General features: G+C 61.9%; 21 protein-coding genes. 12 read left to right on the plus strand and 9 right to left on the minus strand.

Features of this window, described 5'->3' with window-relative positions; all coding sequences use genetic code 11:
- Positions 1-36: 36 nt before the first annotated feature.
- The 4 genes from ASO19_RS02760 to aat form a co-directional block, all read right to left on the minus strand.
- Positions 37-3330 (minus strand): YhdP family protein, encoded by a 3294-nt coding sequence (locus tag ASO19_RS02760; RefSeq protein WP_146046904.1) that lies wholly within the window; start codon positions 3328-3330, stop codon positions 37-39.
- A 102-nt stretch (positions 3331-3432) separates the two neighbouring features.
- Positions 3433-3948, minus strand: coding sequence for a peroxiredoxin (locus ASO19_RS02765; RefSeq protein WP_103765344.1), 516 nt, complete (start codon positions 3946-3948; stop codon positions 3433-3435).
- Positions 3949-3952: 4 nt separating this feature from the next.
- Positions 3953-4870, minus strand: a complete 918-nt coding sequence (locus ASO19_RS02770) for a hypothetical protein (RefSeq protein ID WP_052349159.1) — start codon at positions 4868-4870, stop codon at positions 3953-3955.
- A 35-nt stretch (positions 4871-4905) separates the two neighbouring features.
- Positions 4906-5580 carry a leucyl/phenylalanyl-tRNA--protein transferase gene (gene aat / locus ASO19_RS02775; protein WP_081562935.1) on the minus strand — a complete coding sequence of 225 codons (675 nt, stop codon included), beginning with the start codon at positions 5578-5580 and terminating at the stop codon, positions 4906-4908.
- Positions 5581-5612: 32 nt separating this feature from the next.
- Between aat and ASO19_RS02780 the strand changes: the two genes are divergently transcribed.
- A complete protein-coding gene (locus tag ASO19_RS02780; RefSeq protein ID WP_043560907.1) occupies positions 5613-5810 on the plus strand; it encodes a hypothetical protein in 198 nt (65 codons plus the stop codon).
- Positions 5811-5889: 79 nt separating this feature from the next.
- Here the strand turns inward: ASO19_RS02780 and ASO19_RS02785 are convergent, their stop codons facing one another.
- Both ASO19_RS02785 and ASO19_RS02790 read right to left on the minus strand, forming a co-directional pair.
- Positions 5890-6705 carry an EcsC family protein gene (locus ASO19_RS02785; protein WP_043561605.1) on the minus strand — a complete coding sequence of 272 codons (816 nt, stop codon included), beginning with the start codon at positions 6703-6705 and terminating at the stop codon, positions 5890-5892.
- A 57-nt stretch (positions 6706-6762) separates the two neighbouring features.
- Positions 6763-7182: an EVE domain-containing protein gene (locus ASO19_RS02790; RefSeq protein WP_081562934.1), complete on the minus strand. Its 420-nt coding sequence runs from the start codon at positions 7180-7182 to the stop codon at positions 6763-6765.
- A gap of 201 nt (positions 7183-7383) precedes the next feature.
- Here ASO19_RS02790 and ccmC point away from each other — a divergent pair, with 201 nt between their 5' ends.
- The 10 genes from ccmC to ASO19_RS02845 all read left to right on the plus strand — a co-directional run bounded on the left by ccmC (position 7384) and on the right by ASO19_RS02845 (position 15998).
- On the plus strand, positions 7384-8133 hold the full coding sequence (gene ccmC / locus ASO19_RS02800) for a heme ABC transporter permease CcmC (RefSeq protein ID WP_086431171.1): 750 nt from the start codon (positions 7384-7386) through the stop codon (positions 8131-8133).
- Entirely contained in the window at positions 8130-8321 is a 192-nt protein-coding gene (gene ccmD / locus ASO19_RS02805; protein ID WP_103765345.1) for a heme exporter protein CcmD, read from the plus strand. Before ccmC ends, ccmD begins: the two co-directional genes overlap by 4 nt.
- A gap of 33 nt (positions 8322-8354) precedes the next feature.
- Positions 8355-8903: a cytochrome c maturation protein CcmE gene (ccmE, locus tag ASO19_RS02810; RefSeq protein WP_052349160.1), complete on the plus strand. Its 549-nt coding sequence runs from the start codon at positions 8355-8357 to the stop codon at positions 8901-8903.
- Between the two features lies 1 nt (position 8904).
- Complete coding sequence (locus ASO19_RS02815; protein WP_258036042.1) at positions 8905-10929, plus strand: heme lyase CcmF/NrfE family subunit; 2025 nt, start codon at positions 8905-8907, stop codon at positions 10927-10929.
- Positions 10920-11522, plus strand: a complete 603-nt coding sequence (locus ASO19_RS02820; RefSeq protein ID WP_103765346.1) for a redoxin domain-containing protein — start codon at positions 10920-10922, stop codon at positions 11520-11522. Before ASO19_RS02815 ends, ASO19_RS02820 begins: the two co-directional genes overlap by 10 nt.
- Positions 11519-11971 carry a cytochrome c-type biogenesis protein gene (locus ASO19_RS02825; protein WP_103765347.1) on the plus strand — a complete coding sequence of 151 codons (453 nt, stop codon included), beginning with the start codon at positions 11519-11521 and terminating at the stop codon, positions 11969-11971. Before ASO19_RS02820 ends, ASO19_RS02825 begins: the two co-directional genes overlap by 4 nt.
- A 3-nt stretch (positions 11972-11974) precedes the next feature.
- Positions 11975-12436, plus strand: a complete 462-nt coding sequence (gene ccmI, locus ASO19_RS02830; protein WP_103765348.1) for a c-type cytochrome biogenesis protein CcmI — start codon at positions 11975-11977, stop codon at positions 12434-12436.
- Entirely contained in the window at positions 12433-12801 is a 369-nt protein-coding gene (locus tag ASO19_RS02835) for a hypothetical protein (protein WP_052349162.1), read from the plus strand. Before ccmI ends, ASO19_RS02835 begins: the two co-directional genes overlap by 4 nt.
- A 79-nt stretch (positions 12802-12880) precedes the next feature.
- Positions 12881-14548 (plus strand): NAD-dependent malic enzyme, encoded by a 1668-nt coding sequence (locus tag ASO19_RS02840; protein ID WP_103765349.1) that lies wholly within the window; start codon positions 12881-12883, stop codon positions 14546-14548.
- A gap of 43 nt (positions 14549-14591) precedes the next feature.
- On the plus strand, positions 14592-15998 hold the full coding sequence (locus ASO19_RS02845) for a class II fumarate hydratase (protein ID WP_103765350.1): 1407 nt from the start codon (positions 14592-14594) through the stop codon (positions 15996-15998).
- A 79-nt stretch (positions 15999-16077) separates the two neighbouring features.
- On the opposite strand, the gene purF is transcribed toward ASO19_RS02845, so the two are convergent.
- The 3 genes from purF to ASO19_RS02860 form a co-directional block, all read right to left on the minus strand.
- Positions 16078-17520, minus strand: a complete 1443-nt coding sequence (gene purF, locus ASO19_RS02850) for an amidophosphoribosyltransferase (RefSeq protein WP_086431176.1) — start codon at positions 17518-17520, stop codon at positions 16078-16080.
- 140 nt (positions 17521-17660) lie between these two features.
- On the minus strand, positions 17661-18215 hold the full coding sequence (locus ASO19_RS02855) for a CvpA family protein (RefSeq protein ID WP_081562928.1): 555 nt from the start codon (positions 18213-18215) through the stop codon (positions 17661-17663).
- A 52-nt stretch (positions 18216-18267) separates the two neighbouring features.
- Positions 18268-18591: a hypothetical protein gene (locus tag ASO19_RS02860; RefSeq protein ID WP_052349163.1), complete on the minus strand. Its 324-nt coding sequence runs from the start codon at positions 18589-18591 to the stop codon at positions 18268-18270.
- A gap of 492 nt (positions 18592-19083) precedes the next feature.
- Between ASO19_RS02860 and ASO19_RS02865 the strand changes: the two genes are divergently transcribed.
- On the plus strand, positions 19084-20568 hold the full coding sequence (locus ASO19_RS02865; RefSeq protein WP_219811879.1) for a Hint domain-containing protein: 1485 nt from the start codon (positions 19084-19086) through the stop codon (positions 20566-20568).
- Positions 20569-20612 lie beyond the last annotated feature (44 nt).

The raw sequence follows: 20612 nt of genomic DNA on the forward strand, positions 1-20612 counted from the left end.
CCTGCCTTTCCCACCACTGCCAGACCCGGCAGCCTCTCATTCGAACAGACGCCGCAGCCCACCGGGCAGCAGGGCGGAGAAAGGGTTAACATGCATCTGTGGCTTGGCCAAACTGCCATCCAGCCTGTAGGTCATGGCCATGATGCCACTTCCCTTCCGGGCCCCGAAAAAACTGCCCGCAGCCTGATTGATCCCAAAGAATGGCGAGATGGTGCCCTGCATCTGCATCATGGCCTGCCCGAAATCCATCTGCCCTTTCATCGTCACCCCCAGAATGGCATTGCCGGCCCGCGCCTCTGCCAGATCAAGCCGCTCCCCCGCTACCCGGAAGGACGCCCGCAACTGGACATCTTCAAACTGTTTGCGGGAAATCTGCCCCCAATGCAGAGGGGCAGCCAGCGTGGCAATGACAAGAGCCGTCGGCGGATTTTTCAGCGTCAGATGGTCCACGGCCAGCGTGCCATCAAAGGGCGGCAGCCCCAGTCCCAGCCCCATGGTACGCTCGGCACTGGTCACATGCGCATCGGCCGCCACGGGCTGGCAATGGCCCTGGAGGTCCACCGTGCCACCAGCCAGCTGGTCATACACACCAAGAGACGCCAGAATCCTGCCCAGATCAGCAGCAATGAGCCTTACATCCAGCACGCCTATCCGTCTGGAATCCTGTGCGAGATCAAACGTGAGGGACGGCTGGGCCACATGCAGGAAAGCCCCCTGCACCCGCTGCGCTGCCCAGCGAAGGCTGGCTGACACATGGCTGGCTGTCTGTTCAGCTCCATAGATCACCCTGTCAGCCCGCAACCCGATAGCCCATATCCCCTCCGGCAGGATGGAGGCCTGGCCGGCGCTGCCGGGTGCCCGTCTGACCTTTTTCTCCACGGGATGAATAGGCTGTGAGCGTGACTTTCCGGTGGCCGGATGCCCGAACCAGGGGGTCAGGTCCAGAGTACTGGCCTGCACGGATATCTGGTACCGCCGGTCATCCGCCGTTCCGTCCCGCACCGGCCAGTCCATCACGGCACTGCCGCTCGTCCGTCCAAACTGGAAATGGGTGAGATTGATCCCTCCCAGCTGACCAGACCTCATGCGCCCTTCTGCCTGAAGGGCCAGCTGGGGACCATGGGCGCGAACATCATCCAGACGGATCATCTGCCCATCCTGCCATGTCACTCCTGCCTGCAAGCCCGCAGGGACACCAACAGGCTTGTGCCAGAAACGGGCCCGGACACCCAAACCTCTCAGGTCCACCTGCACCGAGGCAGTCCCCCGACTATGGCCTGGGCCCCCACCGTACTGGCTGTAGACAACATGCCCCACGCCACTGCCCTGCATGATGGAGTCCTGCGCCAGCCCCGCCGGAACCCCGAGACTGCGCAACTCCTTTGCCCCCAATGAGGCCTGCAGATCTGCTTTCAACATCAGGCGTCCCGGCACATTGGCCTGAAAACTGTCGAACAGGCTGCCCGTCATCATCACGCCACGGAACCGGGCACCTCCCTTCACGGCAAGTCCGGCTTCATTGACCGAAAAGTGCCCATTCCCCTGCTGTATCCGCCCCAGGGACGGCAGAGCGAACCAGATGTTCTGGAAATCAAACTCTGCCCCATATCCCACATCCTTCATCAGAAGGTGACTGTTGAGCGGCAGCTTCAGCGAGAGCGTGCCTTTCAGCATCCCGCCCGTATTGGCTGGATTGACCGGATGACGGGACAGCAGATTGAGCCGTGGATAGGAAAGGACCGCCACAAAAGCTGACAGGGGACCTTCCATCCCCAGCGAGAATTCACCTGTCTGCTCCCGCTTGAGCAGATCACTCAGAACAATATGCCCCGTCGGTACGATCACCGAGCCCCCTCGACCATCCGCAAGATGACCATGCTGCACGTCGATCAGCAGACGGTCATCATCCACAAAATGGGCGTAGGCATCCTCCCCCGTGACCTGTGGCATACCCTCCATCCATGTCACGCTCAGGCTATGGCCTGTCAGTTCACCCCCCAGCGCCCTGACATCCAACCCGTCGAGACCGGTATTGCTGGTAAAATCAAGCTGAAGATGCAGATTCTCACCACGTCCTGCCGTCATGTTGGTGGTCATCCAGCGACGGGCTCCACGGGCTGTGCCATCCGGCCAGACACTCGCCAATGTGGCAAAATCGAATGTTGGCACATGGCCATCCACCAACAGCTCCATATCCTTTGGCCTGTCCAGATGATCCAGCCGCCCATGGGCATCAATGATGAAAGGGACCGTCCGCCCCAGGGAGTCCAGTGCCGCAAGCTCCGTATGCAATGCCAGAACCAGGGGGGCCTGCTGGCCAGCCTCCGCAGGGTCCAGATGGAACGATACCTTCCCCGATGAGAGACGGAACGGAATGCGGCCAGGCCGGTCAATCTCACCAGCTCCAGCGTCCACCTCTCCTGCCATGTGAGCAAAATGGCCGACCAGTCCATGCCCCTCCAGAATCCCTTCCAGATGAAACGCCAGAGGCATGTTCGGGATGCCCATGCCTTTTTTCCCGGCTGGCGACAGCGGCAGCCAGGCCGCCAGAGCCGGAAAACGGACCGGAGAAACAGTCAGCTGCCAGCGTGTCCGTGCCGCTCCGTCGGGAGCCATGTCACCTGCCAGATGGACCGTGGCCTCCTCCTGCCCTGCACCCAGCCCGACCCCCTGGAGGGACGCCTCCATCCGCCCCTGCCAGCCGGTCTGCCTGTCATGATCCGCCTTCAGTTCCGGCAGGGTTACAATGAGCGAAGAATTCGGTGCCGTCTCATCCCTTATGGTCAGCCTGATATCCTGAAGATCAAGATGCCAGGGCATGATGGCAGCCAGAGGTGGCAGAGTGCCTCCACCCGGATGCTGCGCCCCGGGCCTCACACCGCCCAGGCTGACATGACCCTCCGCATCCCGGAACGCCACAAGGCGCAGCCCCCGGACATCCAGCGACCGCAGGCCCACCTGCCCATGCAGCAGGCTCGCAAGCCGGAAAACAACCCCGACATGATCAAGCTGCTGTTCCGGCACTTCGGCAGCCACCTCATCAGCCCCCCCGCCTTCTGGAAGGGCACGATACCGGACACCCTCAAGGCTGAGCAGAATCTTGGCCGAATGACCGTTCTTTCCGGGTTTCCACGACAGGGCCATGCGCTCCCAGTGGAGACGCCCCCCACCAGCATGGGTCAGGGCCCCTCCCCAACGATGGGACAGCCCCGTCACATCCAGAGGCCCCTGGGCCAGCCGTCCCAACAGCAGGGCCACCGCCAGCAGCAGCCCCACCAGCGGCACCAGAAGCCCCAAGGCCACACGGCGCAGGATTGTCTGCCATGTCATGTCCACGATACCCCGGATAAAGAGACATCCCGTGATGTCCTGAAACAGAAAAACAGGAGAGCGGCTGCCCGGAACAGACCGGAGACTGGCGGAAACCGGCTGTCAGAGCCGGGACAGAGCCTCCTGCACCCATGCCACATGCTTGGCGGGGCTGACCTTCCGCTTGAAAGCAGCAAGACGCCCTTCCGCATCGACCAGAAAGGAGCTCCGCTCAACCCCCATGAACTCCCGCCCATAGAGCTTCTTCTTCACCCACACGCCATAGGCTTCGGCCAATGCATGATCGGGGTCTGACAGCAGGGTGAAGCTGAGCGCCTGTTTCAGAATGAATTTTTCCAGCGCTCCCACACCATCGGGACTGACACCCAGCACACGCAGACCATCCCCACCGGGGATACGCAGCTCGGCCAGATGGTCACGCAGATCGCAGGCCTGAGTGGTGCAGCCCGGCGTGGAAGCCCGTGGATAGAAATACAGAAGATAGGGCTGCCCGCGGAGGGCATGGCTGCTCACCCTCTCCTCGCCTGTGGGGCCCATCCCCGCCAGATCGAAATCGGGCACCGGGGCCCCCACGGCCAGCCCCTCACCGGAACCTGAAACCTTTTCTGCCTGTGTCATGCTTTTACTGCTCCGCACTGTTGGGCTGGTCACCATGGGAGACACTGCCATCTCCCACCGAATCATCAGGGCTGTGTGGCTGATCCGGCACGCTGCTGCCCTCACCCCCAGTACGGGCGGCACCATGCGCCGTACCATCCAGTGGAGCATCCGGAACGGGACGGGCCTGTGCCGGCTGGGATGCCGGCCTGCCCTTGAGGAAGGGACTGACCCTCTGAAACCCGGCAGGCGGCTGGAAACGGTCTGCCGGAATGTCCTCATACCGCACGGACACGGCCTGAAGATGGCCCTGAAGACCATCAGCATCCACACCATCCTCGGCGAGGATGAGGCCATCCTCCGTCACGCAGGCCGTTGCCTTGCCACGAGGGCTTTCAATGGCCCATTCCCGGCAAGGCACGCCAGCAATCTGCTTCATCCCGCCAGCATGGTAGGTCATATCCAGACTGAGCAGGAACGTATTGTGCAGCCCATGCATGGGACGGAACTGGATGTAGCGCCTCTCCTGCATGCTGACGAGCGTCATGATCTGGTTGGGGCGGTCCAGAATGGTGGCGCTCTGCCCATCATCAGGATCAATCCGCAGCCGGTCACCCGAAGCAGCAAAAGAAACCGCCACCTGATGCTCCGGCCCGGCTTCCTTCCCCTTGCCCGGCAGCACTTCTGTCTGGAACCGGTAGGTCACCACGGCATCCCGCATCGGTGCCAGAGGGGGATGATCCGCTGGCGCAGCGGCTTCGGCAATGCCACAGGCCAGCACGGCAGCCCCAAGGGCCGCCAGCACTGTCCCCCCGGCCCGCCGCACGACCTTATCCCGCCCCGGCATGACTTCCCTGATACACCACTGCATCCGCACGTCTTCCTCCATCTCCATCCATGACCGGCGCCGGACACCGCCCAGCCTGCAAACGGGCAAAAGCATATCAGACCATGACAGCAGGGCCAGAGAGAAATTGGTTACCTTTCTGCCCGCCCGGCAGAGCCCTGCACCATGGCCTCCAGTTCCGGCCCCAGAGCAGCAAGGCTGACATCTCCAGGCCATCGGGCAGGCTGCTGCATGGCCGCCGCAAGCTGCTGCCTGTAAGCCGCAAAGGGCACTCCCACACAGCCAAGACTGGCCAGATGCGGGGTGACGTACTGCGTATCCAGCAGGCCATATCCCCCCTGCCGCAGGGCCGCCATCAGATGTACCAGCGCTATCTTGGACGCATCCCGCACATGGGACACCATGCTCTCCCCGAAGAAGGCACCATGCAGGGACACACCATAGAGCCCCCCAAGAAGCGCTCCACTCTCCCTGTCCCGGACCTCCACGGAATGGGCATGGCCCAGACGGTGCAGCTCGCCATAAAGCTGGCGGATGCGCCCGCTGATCCATGTTTCCGGCCGGGAGGGCGTCAGGCGGGCGCAGGCCTGCATCATGCCATCGAAATCCTCATCACTGCACAGGCGGTACTGCCCGGCCATGACGGTCCGCATCAGCCGCCGGGGCAGGGCTGGTGCCTCCAGGGGAATGATCCCCCGCTCCTGCGGGCAGAACCATTCCAGCTCATCGCTCTGCTCATCCGGTGCCATGGGGAACAGACCTTCCCCATAAGCACGCAGAAGCAGGTCAGATGTGATAGGCTCCATCAGATAATCTTTCCCTACAGAGAAGCCGAATCATGTCCAGCCAGTCTCCCTCACGCCCTTCATCGCAGACCTACATCTATACGATCGCACTGGCCCTGTCCTTCCTTCTTCAGCTGGTCTGGCCTGCATTGACTCCCCTCATGGGTGTCATGCGCGTTTTTGCCCTCATGGGTATTCTCGTCTTCGGACCACTGGAGCTGTATCAGCTCTACCGCATGGCCCCACGCTGAAAACGCCACCCGGACAGAAAAACAGAGGGGCGGCCCCTGCCGGAGTCCGCCCCTCTGAAAGCCGTGCAGACAGCCCTGCTCACGCTTCTGCGCTGCGACCTCGATACGCCTCGGCGGCATCCCGCACAGCAGCCCCGTGCAGGCGCTCCAGCCTGCGGATGGTGAAATGGGCCTTGGCCAGAGCCCGATAATGAGCAAGGAAGGCCGAGTTGATGGCCGCCCCGCACAGAGCCCCGGCTACCGGCACCATCTGGGCTGCCAGCTTGCGGGACAGGGCCATGCCATAATGTCCCGCCACCTCGGCCATCAGCATCACAAGCGGCTGGCCACGCATCAGGCCACGGGCAGCGAAAAAGCCCAGCTCCCCCTCGCCTTTCTGCTCCCCCATGCTCCGCAGGGCGAAGACTTCCAGACAGGCCCGGCGTGTCTCCTCGCTCCGCAGGTCTTCACCATTTTCCTGAGCGATGGCGGCAATCTCCCGCATGATGGCCAGCGTGGTGAACCCGACATCCGGCACCATGCTGGCAAAGCCACCAAAACCACCCGCCGCACCGGAGACCGCCACGGCGGCCTGGATCAGATTCTCACGCCGTGCCCCGGCCCCACCTGCCTTGCGGTCCAGACCAAGAATGGCCAGACGGTAGGCCTGGTCCAGCGCAGAACTGGCCAGCTTCTGGAGTTTTTCCTGAAGGCCCGGCGCCAGAGACAGGCCCTGCAACCCCATATGGGCTGCCCGGCCCACAGCACCACCCATCAGGTCACCCAGACGGGCCAGCGTGCCCCGACCTTTCTCCACCCCATCCAGCACGGCATGGAGCTGGGACAGGGCTTCTGCATCAAGATCATGGGACAGGAAACTCGCACTGGGCACATGGTCCTTACGCTGTTCCGTCATGGTCTGAATCTCCTCATTTCCAGAGCGGGCCACCACAGCAGGGGGCCGGGTCCATCGTTACTGCGCTTTTTCCCACTGGCCCTTGCGGGTCAGATAGGCGAATTCTTCCTCTGTCACCGGGGCAACAGAAAGGCGGGACTGCTTGAGCAATGCCATGCTTTCCAGAGCCGGGTCAGCCTTGATCTCCGCAAGCGTGATGGGGGAGCGAAAGGCTCCATCGGCCTTCACGTCCACGCAGACCCAGCGGGGATCATCCGCCGTCGGGTCTGGAAAGGCTTCCCGCACGACCTCGACCACACCGACGATGCGCTTTTCCGTCACGGAATGGTAGAACAAGGCCCTGTCCCCGCACTTCATGGCGGCAAGATTGTTGCGTGCCTGGTAGTTCCGTACGCCGGTCCACGGTTCGACATCATTCTTCACCTGCTCATCCCATGAGAAAGAGGCCGGTTCCGATTTGATCAGCCAGAAGGCCATGCGTCACAATCTCCCTGTTTTCCGGGGCGGCACTCCCGGTTTTTCCGCTCCATCTGTCCACGGCCATATCGTGTGTGGCCAGCCACTCTACAATGCCTGACTTTGAGGCTTTTTCAAAGCGGGAGCTTCCCGGAACGTCTGCCGCCATGATGACACCATTTTTCATTTCTCTTCTTTCCGTGAAGCCGCCATACTTGCCCCATGTCTTTTTCCACCTACCCCGCACCATCCGGACGATGGACAGGCAGCCCGGCCCGATTCCTGCATGTCACCCGCCCCATGGCCCTGCCCTGCCTGCTTGTCGGGCTGGCGGTACTGGCTGCCGGTCTGATCTGGGGCCTCGGCTTCGCCCCGGCAGACTGGCAGCAGGGCGAGACGGTGCGCATCATGTATCTGCATGTCCCCATGGCGTGGCTGGCTTCTGCCGGTTACGTGCTGCTGGCTGCCTGCGGGCTTCTGTCCCTCGTCTGGCGGCATCCGCTGGCCGGTATCGTCGCCCTCGAAGCCGGACCGCTGGGAGCCACGGCCGCCGCCCTGTGCCTGATCACCGGGTCGCTCTGGGGCAAGCCGGGCTGGGGGACATGGTGGGTCTGGGATGCCCGACTGACCTCCATGCTTGTGCTGTTCTTCCTCTATCTCGGACACATCCTGACCATCCGGGCCTTTGACGACCCCGTGCGGGGCCAGAGGGCCGCTGCCCTGCTGGCTCTGGCCGGTGTGGTGGACCTGCCCATCATCAAGTTCAGCGTGCAGTGGTGGAACACCCTGCACCAGCCCGACAGCATCACCCTGACCGGTGCCCCCACCATGGCCATGAGCATGTTCTGGCCCCTGCTCGTCTGCACGGCAGGCTTTACACTGACGGGAACGGCCCTGCTCCTCATACGCTGCCGGGCCGCCCTGCTGGAGCGCCGCACCCAAGCATTGGCCCTGCGGGACATCTCACCATGACCGCACCCGCCTTCTGGCCCCCGCACTGGGGGTTCGTGCTGGCCAGCTACGGGCTGGTCATCGTCATCCTGGCCGTGACGGTCAGCAGCAGCCTGCTCCGCCTTCGCCGGGCCCAACGGCGGCTTGCCCTCATGCAGCGTCTCCAGCAGAAAACGGCAAATCTGCCTGCCGGACAGGAAAGGGATTAACAGCCCGCCCTCGTGCCTTTAAACGGGAACGGTATGTCTGCGTCATTTCCCCTCACCCGCCGCAAGGCCGGACGTTTCTGGATCATCCTGGCCTGCCTGCTCTGCCTAGGTGGGGCGGTCGGGCTGGTCCTCAATGCGCTTTCCAGCACCATCGTTTTCTTCATGGCCCCTTCACAGGTGCTGGCCCATCCGCCGGCACCAACCCGGACCATCCGGCTGGGCGGCATGGTCGTGGCCGGGTCCCTCCATACTGGCAGGGCCTCCGACGACACGCCAGAGGCCCGCTTTGACGTGACGGACGGGCAGGCTGCCGTCACCGTGCAGTATAGGGGCATCCTGCCGGACCTGTTCCGGGAAGGGCAGAGCGTGGTGGCTCTGGGCCGGTATGATGGCCACGGCTTCACCGCCAGCGAGGTTCTCGCCAAGCATGATGAAACCTACATGCCCAAAGAGGTTGCCGATGCTCTCCAGAAAAGTGGCCGGTGGGACCCCCGTTTCGGCCCTCCTCCCAATGCCGCCGACTGGAACAGCATGACCGTGCCCCACCCGGACACGCCTCCCGGGCCAGGGGCCGCACCGTGACATGACCATGCTGGCCACCATCTTCTGCCCCGAGGGCGGGCATTTTGCGCTGGCTCTGGCCTGTGCCCTGGCCCTCATGCAGGGTGTCCTGCCGCTGGCCGGTCTCCGCCGGACGGACAGCCCCCTGACGGCCCTGGCCCGCCCTCTGGCCCTCAGCCAGTGCCTTGCCCTGCTTTTTGCATGGACCTGCCTCGTCACCGCCTCTCTGGGCAATGATTTCTCCCTGAAACTCATTGCCGAAACCTCGGCCATCAACAAGCCGTGGGCCTACAAGATCGCCGGTCTCTGGGGCAATCATGAGGGTTCCCTCCTGCTCTGGGTCACGCTGCTGAGCCTCTGGTGTGCAGGGCTGGCCCTTCTCCCCGGCCAGAGTGCCGCCCGGCCGGAAGGGCTGCCCCTCCGCCTGCGGGCACGGCTTCTGGCCCTGCTGGGACTGGTGGGAGCTGGCTTCCAGCTCTTCTGCCTGACGACCTCCAACCCCTTCCTGCGGCTCTGGCCCGTTCCGGCCGACGGGATGGGCATGAATCCGCTCCTTCAGGACCCCGGCCTCGCCGTGCATCCCCCGCTGCTCTATAGCGGTTATGTCGGCTTTGCCGTGCCCTTCGCCTTTGCCATCAGTGCACTGCTGGACGGCAGGGCTAATGCGCTCTGGGCCCGCCACATGCGCCCGTGGGTCATCAGTGCCTGGGCCCTGCTGACGCTGGGAATCACGCTCGGGTCATGGTGGTCCTATTCCGTGCTGGGATGGGGGGGATACTGGTTCTGGGACCCGGTGGAAAATGCCGCCCTCATCCCATGGCTGACGGGCACGGCCCTGCTGCACAGCGTTCTGGTCGTGGAGAAACGCAATCTGCTGCACGTCTGGTGCCTGCTGCTGGCAATTGCCACCTTTGCCTTTTCCCTCTCCGGGACGTTCCTCGTCCGGTCGGGCATTCTCAATTCCGTCCATGCCTTCGCCAACGACCCGGCCCGGGGGCTGTTCATTCTGGGGCTTCTGGGCCTGTATGGCGGCGGCAGCCTGCTGCTCTTCGCCATCCGTGCTCCTGCCCTGCCTACCCCGCAGGCAGGTTTCTCGCCCCTCTCCCGTGAGAGTGCGCTGCTGCTCAACAACATCCTGCTCTGCACGCTCTGCGCCGTCGTGCTGACGGGGACGCTCTACCCCCCCTTCATGCAGCTGCTCTTTGGCCGCACCCTCTCCGTTGGCAAACCCTTCTTTGACGCCACGACCATTCCGCTCACCCTGCCACTTCTGGCCGTCATGGGGGTGAGCATGGCCCTGCCATGGCGACAGGCCAGAGCGGACAGGCTCCTGCCCCGTCTGGCCCCGGCCCTGCTCATCACGGCCGGAAACATCCTGCCCGCCTTCTGGCTGTTCCCCACACCACTGGCGGCCCTGTCGGCCCTGCTGGCCCTGTGGGTCATCAGCGCCGCCCTCTGTGACCTGATCCTCCGTCTGCGTGGCCTGCCTGAAGGCAGCCGCCAATTGCACCGCCTGCCCCGCAGTCTCTGGGCCGCCAGCCTGGCCCATGTCGGCGTGGGGGTGACCATCCTCGGTCTCTGCGGCATGGCGGGCAGCCAGGAACGCCTCATAGAGGCCAGACCCGGCACCCATGCCACGCTGACCGGGCGGGACTGGGAACTGACCGCCCTGACCGCCCATCACGGCCCCAATTATGAGGCCGTGGAAGCACACCTGACCATCCGCCATCACGATGCCCACGGGCCGGTTCTCACCGAACTGACGCCAGAGATCCGCCTCTTCCCCCGGCAGGGGCAGCGTACACTGCATGTCGCCATCCTCCACCGCCCGCTGGAAGACCTCTATGCTGCCCTTGGCAGCGTGAAGGAAGAGCGTGACCCACAGGGGCAGAGCCATTACAGTGCCATCCTGCGCCTGCATGAAAATCCTCTGGCCTCATGGATATGGCTGGGCGGCATCATCATGGCCCTTGGCGGGGGGCTGCATCTGCTCCCCTCACGGCGGCGTCCGAAACCGATGGAAGGGGAGGTCGGATCATGCAGCTGACACGCCGCCATCTTCTGGCCGCCCTGCCCTCCCTGGGGGCTGCGGGGCTGGGACTTGGATTCATCAGGATACTTCATGGACTGGATCGGGGGCAGTTTGATCCCAGAGCCATCAACACCCCGCTGACGGGCCAGCCCGTGCCGGAGTTCCCCGCCCTCTCCTCCCTGCCCGGACAGGCCGGGCTGACCCGGGAAGATTTCAGGACCATGACGCAGCCGGTCCTGCTGTCTGTCTGGGCCTCATGGTGCCTGCCCTGCGTGGAAGAAATCCCGTTCATCAGCCAGCTTGCCGCCTCCCTCGCCGCTCCCCGGAAGAAGCGTGATGCACCGCTGGCCCTCTGGGGCCTCTGCTACAAAGACCAGCCCGCCAGTGCCTCCCGCTGGCTGGAACGGGCAGGCCAGCCTTTCACCCGGCTTGGTCTGGATCAGGATGGACAGGCCGCCATTGAATGGGGTGTGACCGGCGTGCCGGAAGCCTTTCTCATCATGCCTGACCCGCAGATGGGCGGACGGATTGTCTGGCATGGAACGGGTGGCCTGACGGAGGCGGTCTACCAGACCCGTGTCGTTCCGCATCTGGAGGCAGCACCATGAGGCTGGCCGTCACCCTGCTCCTGCTGCTTCTCGTCAGCCCGACCTGTCTGGCCGTGGACACGCCGGATGAGATGCTGTCTGACCCGGCCCTTGAGCGGAAGGCACAGCAGATCGGCCAGCAGCTCCGCTGCCTCGTCTGCCAGAATGAAAGCATCGAGGAAAGTTCTGCCCCTCTGGCCAGGGACCTGCGCCATGCTGTCCGCCAGCAGCTCCAGCTGGGACATACGGCGAAAGAGATCAGGGCCTGGATGGTCCAGCGATACGGAGAATTCATCCGGCTTCGCCCCGCCTTCTCGCCAGCCACGGCGCTGCTCTGGCTCATGCCCCTGCTCGGCCTCATGGTGGCCCTGCTTCTGGCCTGCCGTTTCTGGTACCGTCCCGCTCCGCCACCGGCACCCCTCACACCGGAAGAACGCCGCACTCTGGACAGCCTGCTGAAAAAGGACTGACCCATGTCACTGCTGATCGTTGCTCTCATCTGCCTGTTCATCGGGCTGCCCATCGGCCTCAGCCTCATCCTGCGGGTGAAGGTCTCCAGCCAGACGGACGACCCCACCCTGTCCCTCTACAGACGTCGGCTTGATTCGCTGGAACGGGACCGGAAGGCCGGCCTGCTGGAAAAACAGCCCTATGATGCAGCCCGCATCGAGACGGAGCGGGAGATCGTCAACCATGTCTCCACCCCGCCCCGGAGCCTCTCCGGTGCAGGCAATGCCCACAAGATCATCGGCCTTGCCACCCTGCTGCTCATCCCCCTGCTGGCCCTGCTGCTCTATGCCATCAATGGCCAGCCCTTCTTCGGACCGCAGTCTGCCAGCCAGATTCCAGCATCCGCCTTCAGGACCTCGCCCATCAGCCCACCGGCCAGCACCATGACACCATCATCCACTTCCCAGAGTGGCCAACAGCCATGAAACCCGGTCCACTCCCCCGCCTGACACGCAGTGCGGCCACCCGTCTGGACAGCACCCCGCAAAGCCTGCCCCCACGCAGCATGAGTGCCTGCCCCTGCTGCCATCAGCCGCTACAGAACACGGCCAGTGTCTGCCCGCACTGCCGGGCCGAAAAACATTATGGCCCTGTGAAACGGGAGGTCCTGCTCTCCTCTCTCTGCGGTCTGGCGCTGGTCCTTGGCCTCACCCGGCTGCTTTTTCCCCAGCTCTTCGCCCCCTTCTCCCCATGGTTGATTCTGCTCATGCTGGCAGGACTGGCCGTAGGGTTCATCTTTGCCCAGTTCCGCTTTGCCGGAGACCGGTGGCTGCACCTCCACAAAGACTGAAGGCGGGTTCCTTTTCACCCTTCATGAGCCTATCATCTGCCCCGTTTTCCAGCCTGCATGATTCCGGAGGATCATACCCATGTCCGCTACGCCATCTTCCCATCCCGTCACCCAGCGTGGCATGGCAGTGCTGAATGATCCCCTCCTGAACAAGGGCACCGCCTTCCCCTGGGAAGAACGCACGGCCCTGGGGCTGCATGGTCTCCTTCCACCCGGCATCCACACGCTGGAAGAGCAGGTCGCACAGGCCTATGAAAACATCATGAGTGAAACGGACATGCTGGACCGGCATGTTCGCCTCCGTGCCATACAGGACACGAACGAGACCCTCTTCTATGCCCTGTTGCAGAAGTATCTCACGGAGCTCATGCCTGTCGTGTACACACCGGGTGTAGGGCAGGCCTGTCAGGAGTTCTCCAGAATCTGGCAGAAACCACGGGGGCTCTTTCTCTCCGGGTCGGACCGTGGACACATGGCAGGTCGGCTGGCTGCCATCCCCAATGACGACATCCGCCTTGTCATCGTCACGGATGGTGAGCGCATCCTCGGGCTGGGCGATCTGGGAGCCAATGGCATGGGCATCCCCATTGGTAAGATTTCCCTCTACACGGCCTGCGCCGGGATCAATCCGGCCCTGATGATGCCCATCATGCTGGATGTCGGGACGGACAACGTCGCCCTCCGCAATGACCCTACCTATATCGGCAGCCGCACCCCCCGCCTGAGAGGGCAGGACTATGAAGACTTCATCGAGGAATTCGTAACGGCCCTTCAGGCCCGCTGGCCGGGCTGCCTGCTGCACTGGGAGGATTTTGCCGGACGCAATGCCGCACCACTTCTCCAGCGTTATCGGAACCGTATTCCCAGCTTCAATGATGACATTCAGGGCACGGCAGGCATTGCCACGGCTGCCATCCTCAGCGGCCTGAAGGCCAAAGGCGAAACACTGGAGCAGCAGTGCATTGCCTTTGCAGGCGGCGGTGCGGCGGGTATTGGCATTGCCGGGCTTCTCCTTGCCGCCATGAAGGCCGAAGGGCTGTCGCAGGAAGAGGCCCTGAAGCGTTTCTATATCGTGGACCGCCAAGGCCTGCTGACCCATGACATGGACGGGCTGAGCGAAGGGCAGGCCCTCTTTGCCCGGCAGGATGAAACAGCCCAGAATGGACAGGGGCGGACTCTGGCGGAGGTCATCAGCAAGAATCACCCGACCATCCTCATTGGTGTTTCCGGTCAGGCGGGCCTCTTCAAGGAAGCCATGATCCGGGAGATGGCGTCATACTGCTCCCATCCCCTCATCTTCCCTCTCTCCAACCCGACAAGCCATGTCGAGGCCACTCCGATGGACATTCTGACATGGACAGGCGGACGGGCCATCGTCAGCACGGGCAGCCCGTTCTCCCCGGTTGAACTTGATGACCGCAGCATCATCATTGACCAGACCAACAATTCCTACATCTTCCCCGGTCTTGGGCTGGGGGCGCTGGCCTGCAAGGCAGAAAACATCAGCGAGGGGATGATCATGGCCGCAGCACAGGCTGTTGCGGCCCTCTCCCCGATGCAGACCGGGGGCAGCAACCTGCTTCCCCCCATTGAGACCATTCATGATGTCGCCCTGAAGGTTGCCCACGCCGTAGCCCGGCAGGCCCAGGAAGAACAGCTCTGCCCTGCCCTTGATGATGAAGCCTTGCAGGAAGCCCTCTCCACCCTGAGCTGGCGGCCCCGCTACCAGCCCTACCGGGCAGCCTGACCCTCTCCTCTTTTCCACCATTCTCCGGCAGGACCTCTTCATCATGGCAAACCGTACAGAAACTGATGGCCTCGGCCCGATCGACGTTCCCCAGACAGCCCTCTGGGGGGCCCAGACCCAGCGGTCACTCCGCTATTTCAGCATCGGGCAGGAACTCATCCCCCGTGAGATGATCGAGGCCTATGCCATTCTCAAGCGGGCCTGCGCCGTAGCCAATGCGGCCAGCGGACGGCTGGAAAAGGACAAGGCAGAGCTCATCGTCCGCATCTGTGACGAGATCATGAGCGGAATGCATGACCGGCACTTCCCTCTCCATGTCTGGATGACTGGCTCCGGCACGCAGTTCAACATGAATGTCAATGAGGTCATCGCCAACCGGGCCAGCCAGATGACCGGGCAGAAACTGGGCAGCAAGAAGCCGCTGCACCCGAATGACCATGTAAACATGGCACAATCCACCAACGACACCTTCCCCAGTGCCATGTACATTGCCAGCGCCCTGACAGCCCATCGCCGCCTGATCCCGGCGCTGGAACGCCTGCACGGGGCCATTGCCCACAAAGCCGCACAGTGGAAGCACATCGTCAAGGTAGGGCGGACACATCTTCAGGATGCCGTGCCCATCACGCTGGGACAGGAATGGGAAGGCTATGCCGGGATGCTGGAAGACAACCTCCAGCGGCTGGAGCAGGCCCGTGACGGACTGCTGCCGCTGGCTCTGGGGGGGACAGCCCTTGGTACGGGCGTGAACACCGACCCGCAGTTCGCTGCCCGGGCCTGCAAGGAGATTGCCCGCCTCACCCAGCTGGACTTCACCAGCGGGGCCAACAAATTTGCCCTGCAGGGAGCACATGATGCTCTGGTGCATCTCTCCTCTACCCTGCGGACGCTGGCGGGCAGCCTCTTCAAGATCGCCAACGACATCCGCCTGCTGGCCTGCGGACCCCGGGCGGGGCTGGGTGAGCTGAACCTGCCGGTGAATGAACCCGGCTCCTCCATCATGCCCGGCAAGATCAACCCCACGCAGGCCGAAGCCCTGACGATGCTGTGCCTTCAGGTCATGGGCAATGACGTGGTCGTGGGCATGGCGGGCGCTGGCGGAATGCTGGACATGAACGCCTACAAGCCCGTGATGATCCAGAACATCATGCAGAGCCTGACCCTGCTGCATGACGGCATGGAAAATTTCCGCCGCTTCCTCATCGAGGGCACGACCGCCAATGAGGACCATATCCGCCAGCAGCTGGACCATTCCCTTGTGCTGGTCACGGCCCTGTCCCCCAGCATTGGGTATGACAGAGCCTCGCAGGTCGCTCACCATGCCATGGAGAACGGTCTCAGCCCCCGCCAGAGTGCGCTGGCTCTCGGCTTCATGACAGGTGAGGAGTATGACCGTGTGGCCGACCCGAAACTGATGCTCCAGCCGAACATCAAACCACCCAAAAACTGAGAGGCAGCATCCACACACAAAAAAGGCCTGGCAGAACCAGCCGCCAGGCCCTTTTTTATGCAGCGTGGGCTTGACCCACTTACTGCTGGATCAGATTGCCATCCTTGTCCACCAGTGTGATGGGGTAATCCCCGGAGAAGCAGGCATCGCAGTTTGTATGGTTCTCCACCGGGCGCCCCTGATGACCAAGGGCACGGTAGAGGCCATCGAAACTGATGAACGCCAGACTGTCCGCATTGATGGCCTTGCACATCTCTTCCAGCGAATGACGGGCGGCCAGAAGATGCTTCTCGGAGGGCGTATCAATCCCGTAGAAGCAGGGATGTTTGGTCGGTGGAGAAGTGATGCGCATGTGCACTTCCTTCGCTCCCGCCGCCCGGACCATGTCCACAATCTTGCGGGATGTTGTGCCGCGCACGATGGAATCGTCCACCAGAATGACCCGGCGTCCTTCCAGCACGGCCTTATTGGCCGAGTGTTTCATCTTCACGCCAAGATTACGGACCTGGTCGGTCGGCTGGATGAACGTCCGGCCCACATAATGGTTGCGCACGATGCCCATCTCATAAGGCAGGCCACTCTCATGAGCATACCCGATGGCAGAAGGCACGCCAGAATCCGGCACAGGCACGACCACATCAGCGTCGACCCCACTCTCCCGGGCCAATTCGCCACCGATGCGGGTCCGCACTTCATAGACGGACTGTCCCTCCAGCACGGAATCCGGCCGGGCAAAATAGATGTATTCAAAAATGCAGAACCGGCGGCCAACATCCCCAAACGGCCAGAGAGATTTCACCCCATCCGCATTGATGACGACAATTTCACCCGGCTCGATGTCACGCACATAGTCAGCACCGATGATGTCCAGCGCACAGGTCTCACTGGCCAGCACCCAGCCGCCCTGTTTGTCCTCATGCCCGGGCATGCGGCCCAGAACCAGCGGTCGCACGCCCAGCGGGTCCCTCATCCCCAGCATCCCGTCATCCGGTGTCAGGGTAATGAGGGAATAAGCCCCCTTGATCTTCTTTGCCGCATCCATCAACCGCTCGATCACCGTGTCATAGAGCGAAATGGCGACAAGATGGACGATGACCTCCGTATCCATCGTGGAATGGAAAATACAGCCACGCTTTACCAGCGCCTTGCGCAGGGTGGCGGCATTGGTCAGATTGCCATTATGGGCCACGGCCAGACCACCAAAGGCGTAATCGGCATAGATGGGCTGGACATTGCGCACATGGCTGCCACCCGTTGTGCCATAACGGTTGTGCCCTATGGCCGCCTCCCCCGGCAGGCCTGCTATCACGTCCTGATTGCCAAACACATCTCCGACAAGGCCCAGCGCCTTGTGCTGGTGGAACGTGTCGCCATCAAAACTGACGATACCGGCCGCCTCCTGACCACGATGCTGGAGGGCATGCAGGCCGAGAGCTGTCAGCGCTGCCGCATTCGGCACACCCCAGACACCAAAAACACCACATTCCTCATAGGGACGACTGGACGATTCAGGAAAAGACATATCGATGGAGCAAACCTGACGGGCGAATCCCGCTCATATCTAAGTGGCACAGCGGCACAGGCAGCCAACCCCTTGAAAAAACCGGCCATTGCCCTTCTTCAGGGCAGCCTGTCCGTCAGGGTGATGCCTGCGACCCCCCTTCAATGGCTATTCGATGGCAGAAAGGCAAGATGTTCCGACCATGAAAGCGGTATATATCCCTGCAAAAAAGCCACGCCACGCACCACGAAGGGTGCAAGGACGCTCCCCTGCATGGCGGCTTCCAGCCAGTCCTGCGCCAGATAGCTGCCCGCACAGAAGAGCAGCACCAGCACGACATAACCCCGCACCAGCCCGAAACCAGCCCCAAGCAGTGCGTCCAACGGGCCGGAGAGCAGCCCTCTCATGCCACGGGCCAGCTGGCTGGTCACCAGATTCAGAACAATCATGACCAGAACGAACAGCCCCAGCCGCCCGCCCCAGGTGAAAACAGCCGTCCCCTGAAAGGTAGGGGAAACAAGCGGAGCCAGATGGGACAAGGCCACGCCCCCCCAGCGGCCTACCAGCCAGAAACTGCCTATCCAGACCAGCAGGGCTCCGCTCTCGTGCGAAAGCCCTCTCACCAGCCCCCAGAGGGCCGACAGGCCAACAAGAACCAGCATGGCCCAGTCCATCGCGCCAAGATGCTCCAGAAATGTTCCGTGCAGGCCTGTCATTGCGGCTCCCGTCGCTCTTCCACCATCAATCCCGCTACCTGCCACCAGCCTGTCAGGGCAGCTTCGTGGAGCGGTAACGGCCCCCCTTGCGGGCCCGGATGCCACGTTTCAGCAAATCGGATGAAAGGTCAATCCGCTCACTCAGTTCCTGCCAGATGGCACTTTCATCCACACCATGCTGCTGCCATATCTTCCGTATCTCCAGCAGGAACACCGCACTATCCTCGACCAGGGCCTTCGGCTCCCCGTACAGATAGTCCAGAAGACAATCGGTAGCCTGCTCGGCCAGCATCTTGCATTCCTGCCCATCCTTGTTTCTGACCCCAGCCATGGCTGGCCCATATCGTGCAGACTGTGTCATTTCGGCTCCCATCATATCCACCCTGCCCCTCCTGCAAAAGAGGAGAGGGCACACAGGTCTGTTACTCACATTCAAGGGAGGAACAGAAATTAATAAAAATTCAATAATAAATTGATTAATACTATATTAGTGAAAAATAGTACAATTCATTAACAGGAAAATCTTTTCTTTTTCTAATACCATTCAAGGAATTCAGATATCATCGCTGAAATTACACCACAAAAATACCACAGAGCCTCATCATCATCTCCCTATTTCGTACAGAATCATCGACGGTCTGCACCCCACTGGAGAACAGTCATGTCAATCACATGGGAAAAACCACAGAAGTACTCCAACCTGTCTCCTGATACAGGGGGCGGCAATACTACTGGTCTCCCCGGCTTCTGGTTTGGTCCGGAGACCCTCCCGAACCCAGCAACCGGGAACGTTTTCAACACCCGGCTCACTGCAACAAACCAACTCACTTCTGCCCAGCCGATATATCAGCTGGCCATGGTCCAGGGCGTGAACATAAGCCAGTCGGGAGACAAGGCTGTTGTCCTCATGCATATCCCCAACACAAATGTTTTTGCTGTAACGTACCTGTCTTATGTAGGTTCGTTTACCTACATGGATGTCATTCCTCCAACTCCTTCTGTCGTTGCAGAGTTTGCGATAAAGAATGTTCAATTCATAAAACAGATAGGGGACGGGCAACAGTATGCCCCTCTTCCTCCTGACGAACAACAGACGTATCTTGGCCTGTCCAATCTGGCAGCAGCCGTCCAAACCGGGAAGCATTATCTCTATCTACAGCTTGTCCCCAATACGGGCTTTGATTCCCTGAATCAGGGCAGCCCAGCGACACCGGGATCGCCTGTAACACTCAGCAATGTCGACTGGACCTTTGACACCGGCGTCACCAACATCGACATTGCCTGCTTCCTCCCCGGGTCCATGATCATGACGGATGCTGGACCTCGGGCTGTCGAAACTCTCGCTGTTGGTGATCTCGTCCTGACCGGCCCTGACGGCAACCAGAAGCTGGAGCCGATAACATGGGCAGGGCGGGGCCGTATCGATGTCCAGCCCCATCTGCCGGATGACCGGGCAGGCTATGCCGTCTGCATCAGAAAAAATGCACTGGGAGATGGCTGCCCTGATGCCGACCTGTATGTAACATCAGAGCACACGCTCTATCTTGATGGCCATTTCGTCCCGGTGCGGATGCTCGTCAATCACCGGTCCATCCACTATGACCGTGAACGTCTCTCTTATGACTATTATCACTTTGAGACGGCAGAGCACAGCATCGTCCGTGCCAACAGCGTGATGACGGAAAGTTATCTCAGCGGCAGCAGCCGCCGCAATTTCCATGAGATGACTTTCCTCCAGGAAGGAAATGTCGTGGCCTTCCCGCCCTCCAAGAGCTGGGAAAAGGATGCCTGCGCTCCGCTGACCGTGGATACCGCCTCCATCCAGCCACTGCATGAGGCGCTGGACGAGCGGGCCCGCGCCCTCGGTTTTACCCGGCAGGTACCACCTGTCTCCCTGGTGCAGGATTCAGACTTCCATCTGGTCACCAATGCCGGGGACGTTCTCTACCCTGTCCGCCGGATACAGGACCGGGCCATCTTCCTTCTGCCGGAAGGCGTGACAGCCCTTTACCTTCGCTCCCGCACAAGCCGCCCCTGCGACACCATCGGCCCCTATGTGGATGACCGCCGTTTCCTCGGTGTCCTCGTCGGTGCCGTGGAGCTGTACCAGGAAAAGCAGACCCACAGCCTGACATCCCATATGTCGGATCCTCACGCTTCCGGCTGGGATGTGGTGGAGAACAGCCCCTGCCGCTGGACAAACGGCAACGCCCTCCTCTCTCTGGAAGAGTTTCCCACCATTCATGAGCGGGACATGCTGAGCATCCAGCTCCTGGCGGAAGGGCCCTATGTTGATGAGGCCGGGATAGCCCAGCCAACCATTTCCCTGCCTGAAAGTGTGGCACAGAGATGAGGCCCCTCCCGGCCTGTCCCGATATGGTCGGGACAGGCCGGGAC

Origin of the sequence: Parasaccharibacter apium (genome assembly GCF_002917995.1) — a bacterium.
GTDB classification, from domain to species: Bacteria; Pseudomonadota; Alphaproteobacteria; order Acetobacterales; family Acetobacteraceae; genus Bombella; species Bombella apis.